The sequence below is a fragment of the Pseudoalteromonas sp. SG41-5 genome, assembly GCF_014164495.1.
GTDB classification, from domain to species: domain Bacteria; phylum Pseudomonadota; class Gammaproteobacteria; order Enterobacterales; family Alteromonadaceae; genus Pseudoalteromonas; species Pseudoalteromonas rhizosphaerae.
In genome coordinates, this window is the sequence record NZ_JACJFH010000019.1 from 36,416 (window position 1) to 59,952 (window position 23,537).

The following is a 23,537-nucleotide window of genomic DNA, read 5'->3' on the forward strand; positions in this document are numbered from 1 at the left end:
TACAGTGTTAAAAATATTACAATTTTTAAGGCTCTTAACTAGATGACCCATAAACTTGATCACGTCTATTTTAACATCTGAGACAAGCATAACTTTTAACACGGAAGAATAATTATGAATTATATCCATGATACCATTGCACATTTAAAACAAACTAGCCCAGCACAATGCGAATTTTATCAAGCCGTTGAAGAAGTGCTTGAATCACTTGAACCTATTCTTGAAAACTCAGCCGACTATCAAAAGAATGCGATTATTCAACGTCTAGTTGAACCTGAACGTCAAATTATGTTTAGAGTCCCTTGGGTTGATGATGACGGTAACATTCATGTCAATAAAGGCTATCGAATTGAATTTAACTCAAGCTTAGGTCCATACAAAGGTGGTTTACGTTTCCATCCAAGTGTAAATGCCAGCATCATAAAATTTTTAGGGTTTGAGCAAATTTTTAAAAATGCGTTAACTGGCTTACCGATTGGTGGTGGTAAAGGCGGCGCAAACTTTGATCCTAAGGGCCGCTCTGACAGCGAAATAATGCGTTTTTGCCAATCATTTATCAATGAGTTGTATCGTCATATCGGCCCAACCACCGATGTGCCTGCGGGTGATATTGGCGTTGGGGCACGCGAAATAGGCTATATGTTTGGTCAATATAAACGGTTGACCGGACGTTACGACGGTGCGTTTACCGGCAAAAGTTTATTGTGGGGTGGATCATTGGCTCGAAAAGAAGCGACAGGATATGGCGCTGTTTATTTTGCCAATTACATGTTGCAAGACAATGATGACTCACTTAAAGGTAAGCGCTGTTTAGTTTCTGGTGCCGGGAACGTGGCAATTTACGCGATGGAAAAACTTTATCAATTAGAGGCAACACCTATCACTTGCAGTGATTCAAGCGGTACGCTGTATCATGAATCAGGTATTGATGTTGCACTTGTTAAAAAGCTTAAAGAAGGTGCGCGTGAAAGTTTAGCTGTCTATTTAGAAACCCACAGCGATGCGAAGTATATTGCTTGTGCAGATTACCCAAGTGATGGACATGCGGTATGGCGTTTTGTTGCTGATGCCGCTTTTCCCTGTGCGACGCAAAATGAGTTAACTGAAGCTGATGCGCGAACGTTAATAAGCAATGGCTGTATATTAGTTTGTGAAGGCGCAAATATGCCAAGTACTAAAGAAGCGGTCGATGTGTTGCTTGCTGCTAAAATAGCCTATGGCCCTGGCAAAGCAGCTAATGCGGGTGGTGTTGCGACGAGCCAATTAGAAATGGCGCAAAATGCCAGTATGCAAATGTGGACATTCGAAGAGGTCGATACTAAGCTGCAACAAATAATGAAAAATATCTTTGATACTGCAAGTAATACAGCCGCTGAATTTGATCAACCTGGTAATTTAGTGTTAGGTGCTAATATTGCTGCTTTTCGTCGTGTAGCCGATGCTATGATTGAGCAAGGTGTTGTTTAACATACGATAGTTTTACTATGCATAAGCCCACTATATTGGTGGGTTTTTTATTGACGTATATTTGTTCATACCGCGATTATTATCCCGTTTATCTAACCAATCAGTGATTGAACGAGTTAAACAGGTGTTGGTCTCAAAATTATTTGCAGCAGGTAACTGCTCACGTATTGTATATTTATCAAATAATAAAGAGCATCAACACTATGTCTGATCATAAAACCTATCAGCTATCGACCCTCAAGCCCGCAATTTTAATAACTACATTGTTTATTTCAACAAGCACCTTGGCCGCTGAGCTAAATTATCAAGATCAAACCAAGCTTCATGATATTGCCGCTGATGTTTCAGCAACACGTATTGGCAGTGATATTCAAACACTTGTTGATTTTGGCACTCGTCATACGTTATCAGATACGAAATCAAACACCCGAGGAATTGGTGCAGCTCGGCGTTGGATCAAGGCTGAGTTTGAGAAAATTTCTCAGCAATGCGGTGGCTGTTTAGAAGTAATAGAAGTTAAAGATACCATTTCTGGCGAAAAGCGTATTCCAAATCCTGTTGAAGTGGTGAATATTATTGCTATTCAACGCGGTACTGATCAGCCAAACCGGATGGTGATGATGTCGGGCGATATTGATTCACGGGTCAGCGATGTAATGGATTTTACCAGCGACGCACCAGGGGCGAATGATAATGCATCGGGTGTTGCTGGGGTGATTGAATCAGCTCGCGTGTTATCTAAATATAAATTTAATGGCTCAATTGTTTATGCCGCACTTTCAGGCGAAGAGCAAGGACTGTTTGGTGGTAAAATTTTAGCCGACTATGCACAAAAGCAAGGCTGGCAAGTACACGGTGTACTCAATAATGACATGATTGGTAATATTACTGGTATTAATGGCGTTACTGATAACACGACTGCACGTATTTTCTCTGAAGGTACGCGGGTTATCGAAACCAAAGAGCAAGCGCATAAACGCCGTTTTACCGGTGGCGAGGTCGATTCAGCTAGTCGTAATTTAGCCCGTTATATCGATACCATTGCCGATCGCTATATTCCCAATCTTGACACATTGCTAGTTTATCGACTCGATCGCTTTGGTCGAGGAGGGCATCACCGCCCGTTTAACGACATGGGTTATGCTGCTGTAAGGGTAATGGAAACGAACGAAAATTATGACCATCAACATCAAGACTTACGCACTGAGGATGGTATTGTTTATGGTGATACCATTGATGGCGTTGATTTTGATTATACCGCAAAATTAGCAGCGCTTAATGCGGTAAGTTTAGCGTCAATGGCATGGGCACCGGCACCACCTAATAACGTTGAAATATCAGGTGCTGTGCAACCTAGTACGACCTTAAAATGGCAAAAAAATAATGATAAAACGACCACGGGGTACAGACTCTATTGGCGTTATACCAGTGAACCACAATGGCAGTTTAGCCGCTATGTGGGTGATGTAAGTGAAGCGACTCTTAAAAATGTAGTCATTGATAATTATTATTTTGGGGTTGCTGCGGTTAATAAAGACGGTATTGAATCACCGGTGGTTTTCCCTGGCGATGTAGGTGCGTTTGAGCAAACACTAAAGTAATGTGTAGCGTCTGATATTCAAGCGTAATTACAGTTGCGCTTGAATATCAGGCAAGACAATTTAGTAGCGGACTTCGCAATTGAACAGCAATAGTTGTATTTTATGTTGACCTTAGTTTATGAATGTACACTTTTCATACAATAATTTCAGTGAATACTTGAAGTTAATGGCTTTTTCGTATTATGGTGGAGTTAAATGTGAATTAGTTGACAGTGTATGAATCTATTTTTGCTGATTGCAGGCAGCTTAAGTGCTTTAGCCGCACTCGCTCACCTTGGTTGTATTGTTTTTGGTGCGCCGTGGTATCGCTTTTTCGGTGCTGGTGAGCACATGGCAATGCTCGCAGAGCAGGGTAAGTTGACGCCTTCGCTGATCACTTTCTTCATCGCTTTTGTATTAAGCGTTTGGTCGTTATATGCTTTTTCAGCCGCGGGTTTGTTCAAACAGCTACCTTTCATACGCTTTGCGTTAGTTGTGGTAACTGCGATTTATTTATTTCGCGGTATTGCAGGATTATATTTAATGACTAATCCGCTAGGACGCAGTGAGATGTTTTGGCTTTGGAGCTCGATCATTTGTTTACTGATTGGCGGCTTTCATTTTATAGGATTAAAACAACAATGGCTGGTTTTATCAGTTAAATATTAGCAAGGAAGGAAGCAATGTCTTTATTTGTATCGACGGATTTTAACCCCCCAGAAGCGCTGCAAACAACTGCGTTTTATTTTACCCCATTAAATGAGCAGGTAGTCGAGCTTGATTTTACTGCTGTAATGTCAAGTGTGCCGCAGCTAAAAGGTTTATTCGCCCCCAAGCCTGATTGGCCAAAAGCCGATATGACCCTTGAAGAGAATCGTCAAAGCTTAGCTCAACATGCCGCAGAGTTTAACGAAAAAAAAGCATTTGCTTATGCGATATTAAACCCTAAAAAAACACGCTGCCTAGGCTCAGTGTATATCGATCCTGGGGTAAACAATGAATTCGATAGTGAGATTACTTTTTGGCTACGTAATGATAGTCAGGAATTAAATAATACCTTACGGTTATGCATCTTACATTGGCTCGCTGAGCATTGGCCATTTGAACGAGTACGATTAATTTCAACTAAGTATCAGGCAAGCTTTAGTTTGTAACACCAAAAGTTTATAACGCAATACAGGTCATACTCATTAGCGGATGTGTTGTGTTATCTGTGTCAGTACTGTTAATCCGGATAGAGCATTTGCCGAAGTTACATTATCAAAGCTGTTGTTATGTGTTCTCAGCTGTTGTATTTAAATCAGGCATAAGGTTAAGTCTGTTATGGATCGCGTGATGAACAAACGAAAGCTTAGTGCGTACCGCCTGTGTTAAAACAAATGGATAAGCATCAGCTAAGCCCATGCTGCGATTTAACGAATTTAAAATAATCGAAAATTCCATCCAGCTATCCAACATTACTGAGATTGATGTTTGGCTATTAAAGTAATACGAGTTTTGCGGTAGCCTTAACTCATCAGTGTCCTCAACTTCAAATTCATTACCGAGTGTAGAACCGGTAATAGAGAAATTTTTTGCTGTCTCTAAAGTATCAATAATATGCATGTAGTGCGCCCAAGTTTCTGCCCAGTCTTCAAAAGGGTGCATGGTGGCGTATTCACTAATATAGTTTTCATGCCAATTAGCAGGAGCGCCATTTTTATAATGGGCATCAATCGCTTGTTGGTAATCTAAAGAATCATCGCCAAAATATTGTTTACATAAAGCATGTTTTTGCGGTGAATTTGCAATTAACTGGTCAAAATAATAATGCCCTAACTCATGACGAAAATGACCAAGCAAAGTGCGATAGCGCTCACCCATAGCATGCTTTGTTTGTGAGCGAGCGACATCATCAGCTTCAGCCAAATTAATTGTAATATGGCCGCAGTTATGGCCAGTAAAAACATTTTCTTGACCTGCTAATTTAGTCACGAAATGGTCATTAACACTGCGGTCGGTTATAAAATCAAAACTAAGGCCACCTTCGGCATCTTGGCTGAGGTTATTTAATGGTAAAGAAAGCGCTTTAAGTGTATACAATGCTCGGCGTTTTGCTGTTTCCATTTTGGTCCAAAGTGGAATGTGTTGATTAATACTTAGATCTGGGATTGTTTCATTAAACCGACATGCGAAACACAGCACTTCTTCTGTGTCTGGCGCTGGTACAAAACTGTCGATATCAACCATGCCATTGCATGCCTTATAGTGTGCATTGTTATCACATTTTTGATAGGGCACGTCAGGGGCTGACGTTTTGTAATATAAGCCCGTTGTGTCATTAAATTCGTAGGGTTCTACAAGGTTAAAATTATCATCAATACCAACAGTTTTGCCACAGGCAAGGCAGTGACTACTTTCAAAAAACAATATTTGATTATCTTTGCAGTTACATTTAAACGTTTTCATATTTTCTTACCGTATCCGTTGATAAATACAATGACAAATTATTCAGTGAACAGACTTACATTAGCTATATTGCTAACAAATTATATAGTTAGCAAATTATAAAATTAATAAGCCTGAGATTACTTGCCGTTAAATTCGTTGCAATAAATCTGATTTTTTTTCATTAAACTCAGCATCAGTGAGTGCGCCTAAATCACGTAATTGTGCTAATTTTTCAATAATGTCGAGGGTTTCATTCACTGAGTATTGCGAAGCATTAATAGCTGTCGACTCGCTACTCATCATTTTATCATTTAAGCCTGTCTCAGGGGGAGATTGCTGTTGTTTTGCAAAGTCTGTTGATTGGGCAAAGTTGGTATTGTGACTTGAATGTGTCTGAGTGAAGCTATCATCAGCAATCACTGGCAAACTATTTACGCTAATGTTTCCCCACTGGCTACTAAAGGTAAGCGATATATCGTTGCCTTGTTGCTGGCTTACCCCCCCGATCTGGTGATCGAGTGTATCATAGACTGTGACCTGACCATTTTTTTCAATGGCTAAGCGATTAGGGAAGACAGCATATCGGGTGTTGTTTTGTGAACCGGTACTCGATGGATTACCTAAATTAACTGGCCACCACTGGTTGCTTCCTAAAGTACCTGCAGGAATGACGGGGAAAACTTGGTTGTTTGCTAAAATAGTGGCAAGTTCGTTACATAAGTTATCAACGGTGTTTTTCAAGCCATTATTGAACATGTCTCCTACCATTGTCATTCCACCGCGCATCCATTGACCTGAGCCGCCAAGTTCTGGGCAATTAAACTGCGCCATTGAACCGCCGCCATTATTTACTGCAACTAACATATGTACTACTGCCCCATAACTTAAACCATAGCGGGCAGATATCCCTTTAACCAAGTTGTCACCAATGTTTGTTAATGTTTGCATAAATAGCGTCCTTAATATGGAGATAGGCGGGATGTGTATTACGTCATGATCTAACTGTGAACAATCTACCTTAAGCATTGATGCTAATCATAAATTAGCAAAATAAAATGCCAACATTGCTTGTTTAAAGACACTAAGCTTGCTAGTTTGGCTTTCAGGGCGATTAAAAATCAAACTACTATAACACTGTTAAGAAGCTTAATCGTGGTTTTATTGTGAACTATTTTTTAAGTTCGTTTTAGCGAAGCATTTAACTGGTGTTGTGATTAATTGGGACTTTTTTCTATTTAATCGCTAGAAAAAACAGGCATGCTTTATTGGTGAATTACATAAAATAATAAGCGCTGTGTGATTTTTAATACCTAGCTTTGTGCTAATTTGGTGCGGATGTCGCACCAAATAATTCTTCACAGCGCTCGCTCTTTGATTCTAAACAGTCAATAGTGACCAATATATAGGCTAACAGCCTAATTTTATTATGTAATCTATATGGAATGTATATTGCTTAAATAGCAGGCAGGTAGTAGTAAGTTATACTTAAATGGCTATACAAAAAATTAAAGAGGGATTAATCGATGACAATTACTGTTGGTATAGCGCACCATACTCAATACAAGTACGACCGCCCAGTAAATATGGGGCCGCATATTTTCCGCTTACGTCCAGCACCGCATAGCCGAACTAAAATTAAAAGCTATTCATTAAAAATAGTGCCGGAAGATCATTACATCAATTGGCAGCAAGACCCTTTTGGTAATTATCAGGCAAGAGTGGTATTTAATAGCCCCACAACTGAGTTTAGTTTTACTGTTGATTTAGTGGCCGAAATGACGGTAATTAATCCGTTTGATTTCTTTTTAGAAGAATATGCTGAAGAGTTTCCATTTGAATACGATAAAGTCGCAAAGGCTGAGCTTAATCCCTATTTAAAAAAACGTAAGGCGAGTCCTAAGTTTTTAGAATTGATTGATTCGTTACGTCCGGAAAAACCAATCAGAAGTGTTGATTTTTTAGTTGCGGTCAATCAGTCAATTTATAATCTTGTTGGCTACGGCATTCGTTTAGAGCCTGGAGTTCAAACGGCGAACGAAACCATCACAAAAAAAACCGGTTCATGTCGAGATTCTGCGTGGTTGTTAGTACAACTGTTTCGTCATTTAGGTTTGGCTGCTCGTTTTGTATCTGGTTATTTAATCCAACTTACATCAGATCAAAAATCACTTGATGGCCCAAGTGGTCCTGATGAAGATTTTACTGATTTACACGCATGGACGGAAGTATATATTCCAGGCGCAGGTTGGATCGGGCTTGATCCTACCTCCGGCTTATTTGCTGGGGAAGGCCATATTCCGCTTGCGTGCACTCCTGAACCTAGCTCAGCAGCACCTGTCTCTGGTGGCATAGATAAGTGCGAATCAGAATTTAGTTTTTATAACAAAGTAACGCGCGTACATGAAGACCCTCGCGTTACAAAGCCGTATTCAGAAACACAATGGGCTGCAATAAACCGCTTGGGTCAGCAAGTTGATGATGTATATGTTAAGGAAGGGGTTCATTTAACAATGGGCGGTGAGCCGACGTTTATTTCTATTGATGATATGGAACATCCCCAATGGAACACAGAAGCCGACGGTAAAGAAAAACGAGTGTTAGCACAAAGCTTATTTATTGCGATGAACAAAGCATATACCAAAGGTGGCTTTACACATTATGGGCAAGGTAAATGGTATCCGGGAGAGTCACTGCCTCGCTGGCAATATGCATGTTATTGGCGAAAAGACGGTGAAGCTTTGTGGCAAGATGCCAGTTTATTAGCTGATCCGAATAAAGATTATAAATTAGACCACACAGATACCAAGCGTTTTACAGAACAGCTATGTGCAGAAATAGGCCTTGAAACCAAGGCTATCACTACAGCCTATGAAGATATTTTATATCATTTATGGCAAGAGGCATCGTTACCCAAAGAGGTGGGGCCTAAACAGCCTGAACTTCTTAGTGCAATGAGCCGTAAAGGCTTTTTAGCTAAAATGGAACAAGGTATTGAAAAGCCTGTTGGTTATGCATTGCCGCTGCAGTTTAATCAAGCGAAACATTGCTGGCAGTCATGCAAATGGGAATTTAAACGCGAATACTGTTTTTTATTACCAGGTGAATCACCCCTTGGTTATAGATTACCGCTTGATAGCCTTGAGTGGACAAGCAACATTATTGAGCGAGATCCGTTTGATATTCCAGATAACTTTACAAAAGCTAAAAAACTGCAAAAAGGCTTTATTGGTCAACAGATGATCAAAACCGCAATGGCATTGGAAGTAAGAGAAGGGCGGTTGTACATCTTTATGCCCCCAACGAGCCATTTTGAACATTATATGTCGCTATTAAATGCGATTGAAAGCACCGCAAAAACCCTGCGAATCCCGGTTGTTATTGAAGGCTATAGCCCGCCTAAAGATAGTCGTGTAGAAAAATACGCCGTGACACCTGATCCAGGTGTCATTGAAGTGAACATCCACCCATCTTCGTCATGGCAGCAATTGGTAGATAGAACAACGACACTTTACGATCTAGCCAAACAAGCACGTTTAGGAACAGATAAGTTTATGGCGGACGGTCGTCATACCGGCACCGGGGGGGGTAATCATGTCACTTTAGGTGGTGAAACGCCGCAGCAAAGCCCGTTCTTACGACGCCCAGATATTTTAAGAAGTTTTATTACTTATTGGCAGCACCATCCTGGATTATCTTATTTATTTTCAGGTTTATTTATCGGCCCTACAAGCCAAGCACCTCGTGTGGATGAAGCACGTGATGAGTTGCTCTATGAGCTTGAAATCGCATTTTCACACATGCCTGAAGGGGAAGTGCCTGAGCCATGGCTCGTTGATCGTTTGTTACGCAACTTACTTGTTGATTTAACAGGTAATACACACAGGGCGGAGTTTTGTATTGATAAGCTATATTCACCCGATTCAGCAACAGGACGACTAGGTATTGTCGAGTTTAGGGGGTTTGAAATGCCACCTCACTCACAAATGAGCTTAGTGCAAATGTTGTTATTACGGACTTTATTAGCTTGGTTTTGGAAAAAGCCTTATCACAAACCGTTGATCCGTTGGGGCACCGAATTACATGATAAATTTTTATTACCTCAGTATGTTGAAAATGATTTAGCTGAGGTTGTTAGAGATCTGCAGCAAGCTGGTTTTGCATTCCAAGTAAGTTGGCTAAACCCATTTTTTGAGTTTAGGTTCCCTGTTTGCGGCACCCGAGAACTCGATGATGTGACGTTAGAGCTTAGAACCGCGATTGAACCTTGGCATGTACTGGGTGAAGAAGCCAGTGCATCTGGTACTGCTCGGTATGTCGATTCGTCATTAGAGCGCGTGCAAATCAAAGTAATTGGCACAATGAGTGACCGCTATATCGTTACGTGTAATGGCCGACGCGTGCCGCTTAAAATTGTTAAAGGCAAAGCGAAAGATGAAATGGTTGCCGGGATCCGTTACCGTGCATGGCAGCCACCAACAGCGCTGCATCCTACAATTGGTGTACATGCACCGTTAGTATTTGATCTGATCGATACCTGGGAAGGCCGCTCAATGGGTGGTTTTGTCTACCATGTTAGTCATGCTGGTGGGCGAAATCCAGAAACATTACCCGTTAATGCATTTGAAGCTGAAGGGCGAAGGGTTGCACGATTTTGGGAGCATGGTCACACACCATCATTATTAGCATCTGATCAGCCAAGTTGGAGCCCATCGGCTGCGACACAAAGCTTTGAATCAGCACAATCGGTGAGTGAATTTGTTGTTCCCGATGAAGAAAATACTAATTCAGATTACCCTAATACGCTCGATTTAAGGAGACAACCTAAGTTCAAATAAATCATCTTTTTGGGTTGTTCATTGTATGACTCCACTTTGACATTACGCAAAGTAGAGTCATTATTTAACAGACGCTTTTGTTAATACAATTACCAACAAATTGAACTAGAATGATAATTTACTTTCTATAGCGGAGCGCTTTTAGCTTGTACATTAATAATAATACGATGCCAGAGCTGCCTAATTGGTTGTCTTTATACCTTGATAAACGCCACGGTCATGATGAATTGGCGGATCACAGTGGCTTAAACCCTGAGCATTGGGATACTTTATTTAATCGTTTAGCAAGTTTAACCGCTGAAGATGTAAGTAGTCGTGCCATTGAAATTACGCAACTTTTGCAAAATGGCAATATTAAAAGTGAGAGTAATCAACAGTGGCACTTCGATCCACTGCCTTTTATGTTTTCTCGAGCAGATTGGAATACGTTAGAGCAAGGCATAAAACAGCGAACTTTATTACTTAATAAGATCCAACAAGATGTTTATTCTGAGCAAAAGCTACTTTTGAGTGGGCAAATATCACCGCAGCAGCTGTACCAAGATAGTCATTACTTACGTGAAGGATTTAGCTTACCAAGTGATGAGCTAAAACTTTTTTTTACAGCGGTTGATGTGTATCGCGCACCATCGGGTGAATTTAAAGTCTTAGCTGATCATTGCCAATGTCCGTTAGGTCTAGGGCTATTGCTTAAAAACCGCATTATAGCTAGGCGCGTTATGGCTGAAGAGTTTGCTGAATGCAACGTGCAACAAATTAAAGAGTTTTTAAATTTGTTTCAAGAAGGCATTAACGAGTTTATTCATTATATGGATGATCCTCGTATTGTTATTTTAACTCAAGGGATCGATGATCCAAATTATAATGAGCATGCGTTTCTATCTACTTACTTTGGCTATACTTTAGTGCAAAGCGCTGACTTAACAGTGCGTAATGGCGAAGTGTGTTTAAAGTCATTACAAGGGTTGGGGAAAATCAATGTGATTTTACGTTGGATCCCAGATCAAAGTATCGATTCACTTGAACAAACACAATACTCGTTACATGGTATTCCAGGCTTATTACAAGCTGTACGTGAGGGCTCAGTAAAAGTATTAAATCCTTTTGGAAGCGGGGTACTCTCATCACCGGCAATACAATGTAATTTAGCCCAGCTATCAGAGCAACTTTTACAACAACCATTATTACTAGATTGCCCTAAGTACCACAGCATTGAAGATGTTAAATCATCGGATTGGTCACAGTTAGTGTTTGGTAGTTATAAAGATCCTAAACTAACACTTGATGGCCATTTAGACGCGGATAAAATTAAACAACTTATAACTAAGCAACCTAGCGATTATTATTTTCAAGATAAACCCGCATTTAGTAGCGCACCATTTTGGGATGACGGTAAGTTAATTGCAAAACCTGTGGTATTTAGGTGTTATGTATTAACCACAGAAAATGGCATCGAAGTGCTGCCATCGGCACTGTGTTTCTCTTATCAAAATAGTGCTAACGCTAAGGGCGCTGGTTGGCTCAAAGATACTTGGATAAATACCAGTAAAGATATTGATTTAACTGAGCAAAGTGTACCAACACCAATTAAAAAAAGAATGGATGTAAGCTTACTTGAAGGGGTTATATCAAGTCGTACTGCAGAACATTTATTTTGGCTCGGTCGTTATTTAGAGCGCTGTGAAAATACCATAAGAATATTACGTATCTTTATTGATCGTTACACTGAGTTGGCTATTTATCCAGATTTAATACGCCGCAGTACTGTTGCTCGTTTGTTGGCTGCTATCAGCGCTCAGCATATTGTCTACCCTTATGTAGAGCAAGCAATCAAGCTTGAAGAATTTGATAGCGCAGTGTCTAAGCAAACAGCGTTTGCTTTACTCGCTGATGAGCTACGCGCGGGTAGCATAATAAATACGTTACATTATTTAGCGAATGCATCAGTACAGATCCAAGAATTATTGTCTCATGATAGTCGTCGTATTATTGATGAAATCAATGAGCAAGTTAAAGTGCTAAAGCATATCAATATCAATATTTCATCACGTGCGATGCAAAGTATTTTAGATAAAGTGATTGGTTTGATCATGGCCTTTAATGGCTCGTTAGTGGATTGTATGCCAAACAGCAATGGCTGGTTTTTACTTGAGATGGGTCGCAGGATTGAGCGCAGCTTACAAATCACCTCATTAACAGGGGCTTTATTAACGCAAGAACTCGAGCAAGCTGAAGAGCTTGGTTTACTCGAAGCGGTTTTGAGTAGTCAAGTTAGCTTAGTGACCCATAAACGTCGCTATAGAATGTATCAAAGTATAGGTACTGGGCTTGAGCTATTATTACTGGATGCAGAATACCCTCGCTCATTACTTTTTCAGTTAGAGCAAATAAACCAGTTATGCAAGCATTTACCGACTAAACGCAGACAGGGAGTGATAGCAGCACATGAAAAAGCAATTTTACTTTCTAAAACGAGTTGCTATGTCACAGAAAAAGACTACCTGCAAAGGACGGACGCTGGAGTTCGTAAACAGTTAATCGAGTTTAACCATAATATTCGCCTGAACTTAAATACCTTTTGTGATGTATTATTATTGCAGTATTTTTCTCATACACAAACGGCGAATAAATTGAATTGGACTAATATTGAGCAAGCTCAATCGTGAAATATAAAATAAAGCATTCCACAACTTACAGTTATGCCGATTTTGTTAGCTTGTGTCAAAACCAAGCACGGTTAACACCAAAAACAAATCGTGCCCAGATATGCCACAGTAGTCGCATAGATATTGAGCCGCCGGCAAATTATCTACAAGAATTTACGGATTATTTTGATAATAAAGTGACCGCGTTTGAAATAGCCACTCAGCATAAAAAACTGAAAGTGACTATGACCAGTGAAGTGGAACTTTTATTAAGTGCAAATATTAACCTCGTCGACACTGATATGCCTTGGCAAGAGGCTCGCGATATCGTCGCAAAGCCAAATACATATCAGCTGTTAAAAACATCGGAGTTTATTTTGCCATCTCAATATACTCCTTTTGTACAGGGTATAAAGGAATACGCTTTAACGTCGTTTTTAGCTGATATTAGCTTGATTTGCGGCTGTAAAGATCTCATGGCACGGATTTTTCATGAGTTTCAGTATGATCCCGGTTTTACTACGATTAGTACGCCTTTGAGTGTTGTTTTTGCACAAAAAAGGGGCGTTTGCCAAGATTTTGCACATTTTGCGATAGCGTGCTTACGCAGTATTGGTTTAGCAGCACGTTATGTTAGCGGGTATATAGAAACAATGCCTCCCGAGGGGGAAGAAAAGTTAGCAGGTGCAGATGCGACCCATGCATGGTTTTCTGTGTTTGTGCCAAGGTTTGGTTGGGTAGACTTTGATCCAACAAATAATGTTATGCCTAATGAGCAGCATATAACACTTGCTGTTGGCCGTGATTTTTCTGATGTCACTCCTTTGAAAGGCGTGGTTTTTGGTGGCGGTACACAATTGCTTGATGTAGCGGTTGATATGATTCGATTGGAGTGATTAAAACAACTCAATATTAATAATGGATAAGGCGGAAGGATGTATGAAAATTGACTGGAAAGCATATCAAACAAATGGCTTTTTTGATGAATTAATAGACGCACAAGGAAATATTCGAACGCACGGTAAACAGTTAGCACAGTTTTTTTCTAGCTTATCAAAAGAAGAATTAGTTAAAGCCAGAGCTGTTGCAGATCTTGCCATAAAAGAAATGGGCATTACGTTTACAGTTTATAATGAAGGCAATATGATCGATAGAGCGTGGCCGTTTGACATTATTCCGCGCACTATTGGTAAAAAAGAATGGCAAACTATTGAGGTAGGTTTAAAACAGCGTGTTGAAGCGTTGAATCTGTTTATAAATGATTTATACCATGATCAAAAAATAATAAAAGACGGTATTTTTCCAAAAGGCTTACTCGAAAAATCAGTTAACTTTCGCTCTCAATGTGTTGGAATTACTCCGCCAAATAATATATGGGCGCATATCTGCGGCTCCGATTTAGTGCGCGATGGAAATGGCACTATGTTTGTACTCGAAGATAACTTACGGGTGCCGTCTGGGGTGTCTTATATGCTTGAGAACCGCTCTGTGATGAAACGTGTTTTCCCTGAGTTATTCGAACAAGTGTCGATTTTACCAGTTGATGATTATCCTTCACAACTGTTTGATATGTTGGCAGCAATGTCACCTCGTCCAGACGATAAGCCTGAAGTAGTGGTATTAACACCCGGTGTATTTAACTCCGCCTATTTTGAACATTGTTACCTTGCTCAAGAGATGGGCTGTGAATTAGTAGAGGGGCGTGATTTAGTAGTCGAAAAAGACGACTGTGTCTATATGCGCACAATTACAGGCTTGCAACGCGTTGATGTAATTTATCGACGCATCGACGATTTATTCTTAGATCCCGACGCTTTTTTACCTGAATCACAATTAGGTGTACCCGGTTTAATGCGAGCATGGTCGAAAGGTAATGTGGCGTTAGTCAATGCACCCGGTGCAGGGGTTGCGGATGATAAGGTGGTTTATGCCTATGTACCTGACATCATAAAATATTACTTGGATGAAGAACCCAAGATAGAAAATGTGCCAACCTATAAGTGTTTAGATCCTAAAGAATGTGATTATGTTATTAAAAATATCGATAAACTAGTTGTCAAACCTGCAAACGAGTCGGGTGGCTATGGTTTATTGATTGGTCCTAAATCGACTAAAAAAGAGCAACAAGCAACCATTGCACAAATAAAAGCCGATCCACGGAATTGGGTAGCGCAACCAACTCTTGATTTGTCTACGGTTCCCACCCTTGACGGGACAGAGCCTGATGGACGTCACGTTGACTTGAGACCGTTTATATTATCGTCAGGTAAAGACACACAGATCACTACTGGTGGCCTTACTCGTGTTGCGATGGTGAAAGGTTCATTAGTGGTAAATTCATCTCAAGGAGGTGGTAGTAAAGATACCTGGATTGTTGACGAAGAGGCTAAATAATATGTTATCAAGAGTAGGTGAAACTTTATATTGGGTAGCTCGTTACGTTGAACGTGCAGAAAATGTTGCACGGTTAATTAATGTCAACAACATGCTGATGTTGGATTTACCTAAAGGCGTATGTACAGGCTGGGAGCCATTAATAGATATTATTGGCGCGCGTCAGGCGTATGAAGATAAACACGCTGATTACACAGAGCAAAAAGCGCTGCGTTATTTACTTGTAGGTAGTGATAATGGCTCGTCTATTTTAAATTCTATTATCTATGCAAGAGAGAGCGCTCGGACGATCCGAGACGTAATGCCTCGCGATGTATGGGAAGAAATTAACTCCCTTTATTACTATGTAAAAGATAATCAAAAAGAAGGGCTTGCTAAGCGTGGCCGATTTGCTTATCTAAAGAAAATCATCGAATCAGCCCATCAAATATTTGGTGCTTTAGATGCGACTATTAACCATGATCATGGTTTTACGTTTATCCGCTTTGGGTCGTTAATAGAACGTGCTGATATGACGTCACGAATATTAGACATTCGTTCAGAGACGTTGATCACCAGCGATGAAGCAAAACCTTATGAAAATATTCAGTGGATCAGCTTATTGCGCTCGCTTAGTGCTTATCAAATGTATCGACAAGAGATGAGCGTACGGGTGCAACGTGCTGATGTATTAGAATTCGTGATGCACAGTGAAGTATTTCCACGGTCAATTTTGTTTTGCTTAATAGAGCTGAAAACGCTGATTTCACCTTTGCCAAATTCTACAGAGATTATAAATTTAATAGATGCAGTGGTAAAACAATTGAAAGCTGAAGATGTAAGAGCGCTTAAAAATGGCCACTTACACAATTATATGGATCAAATTCAAATTGAATTAGCGGGCATTCATAATGCATTAGCGCAAACGTATTTTTTAAAACCGCCAGAATAGGTCTGTTAAGCTATTAATCTTATAATACGCCCAAGGTTTTAAATTACATTGGGCGTTATTAACTAACGTGAGCTTTGGCTAATTATGAAAACGCGTTGTCTTTTAATTGTGCTTGCATTTGTTCGCGCATTTTAAATTTTTGCAGTTTTCCGGTAACCGTCATAGGGTAACTTTCAACAAATTGAATGTGTTTTGGTATTTTAAAATAAGCTAATTTATCTTTTAAGAAGCTGCGAATTTCTTGCTCTGTTAACACGGCATCATCTTTAGGCTGCACCCAAGCACATACTTCTTCGCCGTACTTGTCGTCACTGATGCCAAAAATAGCAGCATCTTGCACGCCAGGGTAAGTGTAAAGTACTTCTTCAATTTCGCGCGGGTAGATATTTTCGCCACCACGAATGATCATATCTTTAATTCTGCCCACTATTGCAACAAAACCTTCCGCATCCATTACACCTAAATCACCAGAGTGTAGCCAGCCTTCTTTATCGATAGTTGCGGCGGTTTTTTCTTCATCATTCCAATAGCAACGCATAATACCCGCACCACGGCTGCATACTTCGCCAGCAAGCCCTATTTTTTGTATATTACCCACTTCGTCAATAATTTTTACTTCTGTATGCGCCAGCGCGCGGCCGACGGTAGTAACTTGTTTTTCAATGGATGAGTCAATCTCCGTGGCATTATTAATGGGACTACATTCCGTTTGACCGTAACCGATAACAACTTCATTCATATGCATCAGCGATTGTACTTTACGCATTACTTGCTCAGGACACGTCGAGCCTGCCATGATACCCGTACGTAAACTGGATAAGTCAAAACGAGCAAAATCTTTTAGTTCCAGTTCAGCAATAAACATAGTCGGTACGCCATGCAGTGCAGTACAGCGTTCTTTTTCAACCACCTCAAGCGTGATTGTTGGATCAAAAGAATCTCCCGGAAATACTGCCGTAGCTCCTTTACTTATACATACTAAATTACCTAATACCATTCCAAAACAGTGATATAACGGCACTGGAATACACAGCTTATCATCTGCAGTTAAGCGCATTGCATTAGCCATAAGAAAACCATTATTTAAAATGTTTTTATGGGAGAGCGTAGCGCCTTTGGGATTGCCTGTTGTGCCGGAGGTAAATTGAATGTTGATGTCTTGATCTGGTTGCAAAGTTGCACCAATGGCGTTGAGTTCAACGCGGTGGGAGGCAGTTGGCATTGTCATAACTTGACTAAAACTAAACATGCCAGCGGCAGGCTCATCACCAATGCGAATAATATTTTTTAAATAGGGGAGGTTTTTTGCCTGCAGTTGCCCAGCTTTTGCAGCGGCAAGTTCGGGCAGTAATTCATTAAGCATGCCTAGGTAATTACTGGCTTTGAAACTTGAAGCGGTTATAAGAGTTGAACACTCGACTGAATTTAGTGCAAATTGTAGTTCGTTTGGACGATACGCTGGGTTAATACAGACCATGATTGCGCCAATTTTGGCGGTCGCAAATTGGGTTAAGCACCACTCAAGGTTGTTTGGTGACCAGATACCAACACGATCACCTGGTTTTACACCTAAAGCCAGTAACCCCATTGCCAGCTGGTTGATCTGCTGCTGATATTCTTTATAGCTTAAACGAATGTTTTGATGATGCAGTACTATTGCAGGGTGGTCTGGGTTATTGTCGACAATGGAGTCGAAGTAATCACCTATGGTTTTATTGATCAATGCTGGGCTTTGTGCTCCTTTATAGTAGCTATGCTCTAAGCCTGCTGCATCTTTGACTGTTTTATTCGCATCGGTTGCAGTTGTATTATTGTTACTTATTTGCATGTACGGTCTCCGTGTCAATGTTGTGAGAGTCTACTTAGTTAGAAAAACACAGATTGTCGACAAATGAAAGCGCTATACGACCAATGTAGTAATAAAAATGATAAATATTAGGCAATAAAAAACGCTAGCTGTAGCTACAACAAAAACATTGCAGTACACACTAGCGTAGTATCTGATTATAAATTGAACTTTAATTGAAAATTAAAGTTCTTCGCTGCGGTAGGTTTTTTTCATTAAATGTACATATGCATTTACAAACGCATTTTCTTGGTACTTTTTAAGCCCCGTTTCAGCGAAATCAATAGGAATAGGATTACGTTTTAATTGCTCTTTGATCTCGGTTGTGCTGAATAAATAAACACTCAGCTCAGGGATCAATTGAATTGCAGTTTCCATTTTGAAACCGTTCGCACTACCGGCAAATTTACCTTTAGGCGCACGTTGACGAATAGCAACTGAGTCAATTTGATAGTCCTGCATAAGTTTCGCAAAATCAAATTGGAATTTACGCATTACTTCAGTGTCATTACCATTACCTAAGGTAAAGCGAGTTTGGCGAATATCTCGTATATCAAATACATCGTTATCTTTTGTTAAAATACACAGTAGTACGTCACTACCGGTAATTTCTACACCGCATGTTCTCATTGTCATTCTCTAAATAACTAATTTGGGCAGCATTATATCAATTAAACGCCTTAAAAACAGTGCATTTTAAAAACCGATTTCAATCCCAATGCCGCTGTGGTCGCTTACGCAGATATCTTCATCAATTTGGTTTGGATTTAAGTGTTTATCAAAGCTTAGATAGTGCAACGATTTTATCCGCGATAATGCACAATCAGTATTAAAGTGTCCTGAGGTCAAAATATAATCAAGCACATTGCCACGACCTTGATAGTAATGTGTTGCTGGTTTTACTTTACCATTTGCCGATTCACTGCTTAATTCAAACGAATCAGTTAATCCTACAATGGGTTGTTCAAGCTCTAAACAGGGCTCGCAACGAGTAGGGTGAAATCCTTGGGTCATGAATGACAGCGCAGGGCTGTCAATATTGTCGTTAAAATCCCCCATTACTAATGTTGCACAGTTTTTTTCACGCTGGGTTTTTAGTGCATCATAATAAACAATCGAAGCTTCCAGTGAGCGTGATATTTGCGATTGCATCATGCCAACGGTTTGTTGTAATAGATTTAATAAGGGATCGTCTTGATTATGAATGTTTAAAATATGCGCCATTGAATGCACCCGTTGTGATTTAAAGTGCACCACGTAGCAGGTTAAATCACCAAATTCAGGTACATCAAAACTGCATTTAATAGGTGTGCGATTAAATTTAAATTCATTTTGATTATTTAAGTACTCAAGTAGTTCTGGGCAAGGGGTGAGTTCGTGGCATGCTTGAAAAGGGATTTTCGCGGCAATCGCCACCACAGGGTTAAATAATACCTGTGGATAGAGATGATCACTGCGTGGACTGGCAACAGTAGCAAAATAGTCATAGCCTTGCTCTTTACACAAAATTGCCAATTCTTTGGGGCTAAACACCTCTTGGAAAGCAACAACCATTGCTTGACTTTGCTGTAGGAAGTCAGTGATAAAGTGCTGTTTTTGCCGCCATTGCGTTGCGTTGTAACGTTCATGTAATTGATAAAAAGAATAAGGTGGCGCCGTAAAATTAAGTAAATTTAAAGTGGCAAAACGGATACGATTAGACGTCGTCATTAGGTTATCCAACAGCTGAAATTAAATTAAGTATGAAATGCGAGGGTTATTTGTCAATTTGTCTGGCTAAATACTTGTATTTAGTGGCTCCAAACGCGACAATAACTGCTTGTGTTTGCTAAGACTCAACAAATACATTAACCAAATACGGTTAAAATTAACAATGCTTATTCGTAAAAGCGTTGTCGAGTTATTCATTTTAATTTAATAAATACATGTGATGCATTGTAGGCGTCACCACTGTAGTAAGGACTTATAATGCCAGTTATTACTCTTCCTGACGGCAGTCAGCGTAGTTTTGAAAACCCTGTAAGTACACTTGATGTAGCCAATGATATCGGCCCAGGCTTAGCAAAAGCCACTATCGCTGGTCGTGTTAATGGCACTCGTGTTGATGCCTGTGATTTAATTTCTGACGATTCTCGCCTTGAAATCATCACCGCAAAAGATGATGACGGCTTAGAAATAATTCGTCACTCATGTGCTCACTTGATTGGTCATGCAGTTAAGCAACTGTTTCCTGATGTAAAAATGGCAATTGGTCCAACGATTGATAATGGTTTTTACTATGATATCGATATGGAACATTCATTAAGTCAAGATGACTTAGAAGCTATTGAAAAGCGCATGTTGCAACTTGCTAAAACAAACTACGACGTGGTTAAGAAAACCGTAAGCTGGCAAGAAGCCCGTGATGCATTTGCAGCGCGCGGCGAAATGTACAAAATTCAAATCCTTGACGAAAACATTGCTAAAGATGACCGTCCAGGATTATATCACCACGAAGAATACATCGATATGTGTCGTGGTCCACATGTACCGAACATGCGTTTTTGCCAACATTTCAAAATAATGAAAGTAGCCGGTGCTTACTGGCGTGGCGATTCAGATAATAAAATGTTGCAGCGTATTTATGGCACTGCATGGGGCGATAAAAAGCAACTTAAAGCCTACTTACAACGTTTAGAAGAAGCCGAAAAACGTGATCACCGTCGTATTGGTAAAGCACTTGATTTATGGCATTGGCAAGAAGAAGCGCCAGGCATGGTGTTTTGGCACAACGATGGGTGGAGCATTTACCGTGAACTTGAAGAGTTTGTGCGTGAAAAGTTACGCGAGTACCAGTACGAAGAAGTAAAAGGTCCAATGATGATGGATCGTTCTTTATGGGAAAAATCAGGTCACTGGGAAAAGTATTCAGAAGCAATGTTTACCACTGAATCTGAAAAGCGTGAATACGCAATCAAACCAATGAACTGCCCAGGTCACGTACAGATCTTTAATCAAGGTTTAAAATCGTACCGTGATCTTCCACTGCGTATGGCTGAATTTGGTTGTTGTCATCGTAACGAGCCGTCAGGCGCACTTCATGGTCTAATGCGCGTACGTGGCTTTACTCAGGATGATGCCCATATCTTCTGTACTGAAGAGCAAATCATGGACGAAGTATCAGCGTGTATCCAAATGGTTTACGATACGTACGAAACATTCGGCTTTGAAAAAATTGTGGTGAAGCTGTCAACACGCCCTGAACAGCGTATTGGCGAAGATCATATGTGGGACAAAGCAGAGCTTGCATTAGCTGATGCACTGAAAGCAAATAACATCGAATTTGATTATTTACCGGGTGAAGGTGCTTTCTACGGTCCAAAAATTGAATTTACTTTGTACGATTGCTTAGACAGAGCGTGGCAGTGTGGTACAGTGCAACTAGATTTTGCATTACCAGGGCGTTTAGGGGCAACTTATGTTGCTGAAAACAACGAACGTCGTACACCTGTTATGATCCACCGTGCAATATTGGGCTCTATCGAGCGCTTTATCGGTATTCTTACAGAAGAGTACGCGGGTTTATTCCCGACTTGGCTTGCACCAAAGCAAGTAGTGATTATGAATATCACTGATAAACAAGCTGCTTATGTGCAGGAAATTGTACAAAAATTAAATAAACTTGGAATTAGAGCCGCTGCTGACTTGAGAAATGAGAAGATTGGCTTTAAAATCCGTGAACATACATTAAAACGTATCCCCTATTTACTTGTTGTTGGTGATAAAGAAGTTGAACAACAAGAAGTAGCAGTACGTACCCGCACAGGTGAAGACTTGGGCAAATTTAATGTTGATGAATTTGTCGCTAAAATTAGCGAAGAAATTAAAAATCGACTATAAAAACTCTGCGTGTAGGGCATATATTTAATTGCTAACTACACGCTTATTATTTGATATTCTTGGAGGAACGTACTATTAGAGGCGGCAAGAAAGGGCAACAAACAGCCCAAAAAAATCGTATTAACGAAGAAATTACAGCTCAAGAAGTTCGCTTAATTGACATTGAAGGCGAGCAAGCTGGAATTCAGTCATTAAAAGACGCGCAAACTATGGCTGATGCCGCTGGTGTTGATCTAGTAGAGATTAGCCCAAATGCTGAGCCGCCTGTTTGTAGAATCATGGACTACGGTAAGTTCATCTTTGAAAAAAGCAAAGAACTAAAAGAGCAGAAAAAGAAGCAAAAGCAAATCCAGATAAAAGAAATCAAATTCCGTCCTGGTACGGATGAAGGTGATTATCAGGTTAAGCTTCGCAACTTACGTAAGTTCTTAGAAGGTGGCGATAAAGCTAAGATTACCATCCGCTTCCGTGGTCGTGAAATGGCCCACCAAGAAATTGGTATAGAATTACTAAACCGTATCAAAGGCGATTTGGAAGAGCTTGCAGTTGTTGAGTCTTTCCCTAATCGTGTTGAAGGTCGCCAAATGGTTATGATGATGGCGCCTGTTGCTAAAAAGCAATAAATAAGCTAAGATACGCAGCGAATTTAGCTCAGGTCACCAAGTAATATGCAAATATTCACCTGTGCTAACCGGTAATAAAGTAAAACTGCAGCATTTATGTTGGGTTTTCACCGGAATATGGCAGTAAGTTAGGCCTAAAAGTGGAGCTATAGCAATATATCTCACGCCTGCTTACTAATTTTAAAGCAATACATTTGGAGTTATTGCAATGGCTTATAAGCTAAAAAGTCACAGAGGCGCGGCTAAGCGTTTCAAAAAGACTGCTTCTGGCGGTTTCAAGCGTAAACAAGCGCATCTTCGTCACATTCTGACTAAGAAAACTTCTAAGCGTAAGTTACACCTACGTCCTAAGATGATGGTTCATAAGAACGACCATGGTCTAGTTTCACGTATGTTACCATTCGCTTAATAGGGGTTTTTAGAAATGGCAAGAGTTAAACGCGGCGTTGTCGCACGTGCACGTCACAAAAAAGTTTTAAAACAAGCAAAAGGTTACTACGGAGCACGTTCACGTGTTTACCGCGTAGCTTTCCAGGCTGTTACTAAAGCGGGTCAATACGCTTACCGTGACCGTCGTGCGAAGAAACGTACTTTCCGTCAATTATGGATTGCACGTATCAATGCTGCTTCACGTCAAAATGGTCTGTCTTACAGCCGTTTTATCAATGGTCTTAAAAAGACATCTGTAGAAATCGATCGTAAGATCCTTGCAGATATCGCTGTTTATGACCAAGTTGCATTCGCAGCGCTTGTTGCAAAAGCTAAAGAAGGCCTAGCGGCAGCTTAAGTTTTTAAAATAAGTATTAAAAAGGAGCCTATTGCTCTTTTTTTTGTGGCTAAAATAAAGCTTTCACCAACAGTTATTTGCGGTATGGCTCGTGAAAAGTGAGATAGTCGGTATTGATCC

Annotated in this window: 18 protein-coding genes; 13 read left to right on the top strand and 5 right to left on the bottom strand. The window is 40.2% G+C overall.

The genetic code is table 11. The annotated features are described in order from the left end of the window. Window positions 1-114: 114 nt before the first annotated feature. The 4 genes from gdhA (at window position 115) to H5232_RS07415 (ending at window position 4,201) form a co-directional block, all read left to right on the top strand. A complete protein-coding gene (gene gdhA, locus H5232_RS07400) occupies window positions 115-1,467 on the top strand; it encodes an NADP-specific glutamate dehydrogenase (RefSeq protein ID WP_145233158.1) in 1,353 nt (450 codons plus the stop codon). Window positions 1,468-1,670: 203 nt separating this feature from the next. Continuing rightward, the gene (locus H5232_RS07405) at window positions 1,671-3,068 is read left to right on the top strand and encodes a M28 family peptidase (protein WP_182830720.1); all 1,398 of its coding nucleotides are present in this window, start codon (window positions 1,671-1,673) and stop codon (window positions 3,066-3,068) included. Between the two features lie 216 nt (window positions 3,069-3,284). Continuing rightward, window positions 3,285-3,716 carry a hypothetical protein gene (locus H5232_RS07410; protein ID WP_182830721.1) on the top strand — a complete coding sequence of 144 codons (432 nt, stop codon included), beginning with the start codon at window positions 3,285-3,287 and terminating at the stop codon, window positions 3,714-3,716. 14 nt (window positions 3,717-3,730) lie between these two features. Then, a complete protein-coding gene (locus H5232_RS07415) occupies window positions 3,731-4,201 on the top strand; it encodes a hypothetical protein (RefSeq protein WP_182830722.1) in 471 nt (156 codons plus the stop codon). A gap of 118 nt (window positions 4,202-4,319) precedes the next feature. Here H5232_RS07415 and H5232_RS07420 read toward each other — a convergent pair whose 3' ends face one another. Next, window positions 4,320-5,495, bottom strand: a complete 1,176-nt coding sequence (locus tag H5232_RS07420) for a putative zinc-binding metallopeptidase (RefSeq protein WP_182830723.1) — start codon at window positions 5,493-5,495, stop codon at window positions 4,320-4,322. Window positions 5,496-5,624: 129 nt separating this feature from the next. Further along, on the bottom strand, window positions 5,625-6,425 hold the full coding sequence (locus H5232_RS07425; RefSeq protein ID WP_182717432.1) for an SHOCT domain-containing protein: 801 nt from the start codon (window positions 6,423-6,425) through the stop codon (window positions 5,625-5,627). Window positions 6,426-7,000: 575 nt separating this feature from the next. Here H5232_RS07425 and H5232_RS07430 point away from each other — a divergent pair. The 5 genes from H5232_RS07430 to H5232_RS07450 all read left to right on the top strand — a co-directional run bounded on the left by H5232_RS07430 (window position 7,001) and on the right by H5232_RS07450 (window position 16,282). Then, window positions 7,001-10,312, top strand: a complete 3,312-nt coding sequence (locus H5232_RS07430; protein WP_182830724.1) for a DUF2126 domain-containing protein — start codon at window positions 7,001-7,003, stop codon at window positions 10,310-10,312. Between the two features lie 146 nt (window positions 10,313-10,458). Next, on the top strand, window positions 10,459-12,978 hold the full coding sequence (locus H5232_RS07435; RefSeq protein WP_182717434.1) for a circularly permuted type 2 ATP-grasp protein: 2,520 nt from the start codon (window positions 10,459-10,461) through the stop codon (window positions 12,976-12,978). Then, complete coding sequence (locus H5232_RS07440; protein WP_145233166.1) at window positions 12,975-13,853, top strand: transglutaminase family protein; 879 nt, start codon at window positions 12,975-12,977, stop codon at window positions 13,851-13,853. Before H5232_RS07435 ends, H5232_RS07440 begins: the two co-directional genes overlap by 4 nt. 43 nt (window positions 13,854-13,896) lie before the next feature. Beyond that, window positions 13,897-15,351, top strand: coding sequence for a circularly permuted type 2 ATP-grasp protein (locus tag H5232_RS07445; protein WP_182739606.1), 1,455 nt, complete (start codon window positions 13,897-13,899; stop codon window positions 15,349-15,351). 1 nt (window position 15,352) lies between these two features. Continuing rightward, the gene (locus tag H5232_RS07450) at window positions 15,353-16,282 is read left to right on the top strand and encodes an alpha-E domain-containing protein (RefSeq protein ID WP_145233168.1); all 930 of its coding nucleotides are present in this window, start codon (window positions 15,353-15,355) and stop codon (window positions 16,280-16,282) included. Window positions 16,283-16,364: 82 nt separating this feature from the next. On the opposite strand, the gene H5232_RS07455 is transcribed toward H5232_RS07450, so the two are convergent. The 3 genes from H5232_RS07455 to H5232_RS07465 form a co-directional block, all read right to left on the bottom strand. Further along, window positions 16,365-18,110, bottom strand: a complete 1,746-nt coding sequence (locus H5232_RS07455; protein ID WP_182739605.1) for an AMP-binding protein — start codon at window positions 18,108-18,110, stop codon at window positions 16,365-16,367. A gap of 201 nt (window positions 18,111-18,311) precedes the next feature. Beyond that, window positions 18,312-18,758: a DUF3010 family protein gene (locus H5232_RS07460; RefSeq protein WP_145233170.1), complete on the bottom strand. Its 447-nt coding sequence runs from the start codon at window positions 18,756-18,758 to the stop codon at window positions 18,312-18,314. Window positions 18,759-18,824: 66 nt separating this feature from the next. Then, on the bottom strand, window positions 18,825-19,838 hold the full coding sequence (locus H5232_RS07465; protein WP_182739604.1) for an endonuclease/exonuclease/phosphatase family protein: 1,014 nt from the start codon (window positions 19,836-19,838) through the stop codon (window positions 18,825-18,827). 258 nt (window positions 19,839-20,096) lie between these two features. On the opposite strand from H5232_RS07465, the gene thrS reads away from it, so the two are divergent. From thrS to rplT, 4 genes are all read left to right on the top strand, one after another. Next, window positions 20,097-22,007, top strand: coding sequence for a threonine--tRNA ligase (thrS, locus tag H5232_RS07470; RefSeq protein WP_182830725.1), 1,911 nt, complete (start codon window positions 20,097-20,099; stop codon window positions 22,005-22,007). A 59-nt stretch (window positions 22,008-22,066) separates the two neighbouring features. Then, complete coding sequence (gene infC / locus H5232_RS07475) at window positions 22,067-22,630, top strand: translation initiation factor IF-3 (protein ID WP_145233176.1); 564 nt, start codon at window positions 22,067-22,069, stop codon at window positions 22,628-22,630. A gap of 208 nt (window positions 22,631-22,838) precedes the next feature. Then, window positions 22,839-23,039 carry a 50S ribosomal protein L35 gene (rpmI, locus tag H5232_RS07480; RefSeq protein WP_004587840.1) on the top strand — a complete coding sequence of 67 codons (201 nt, stop codon included), beginning with the start codon at window positions 22,839-22,841 and terminating at the stop codon, window positions 23,037-23,039. Window positions 23,040-23,054: 15 nt separating this feature from the next. After that, window positions 23,055-23,417, top strand: a complete 363-nt coding sequence (rplT, locus tag H5232_RS07485) for a 50S ribosomal protein L20 (protein ID WP_008110477.1) — start codon at window positions 23,055-23,057, stop codon at window positions 23,415-23,417. Window positions 23,418-23,537 lie beyond the last annotated feature (120 nt).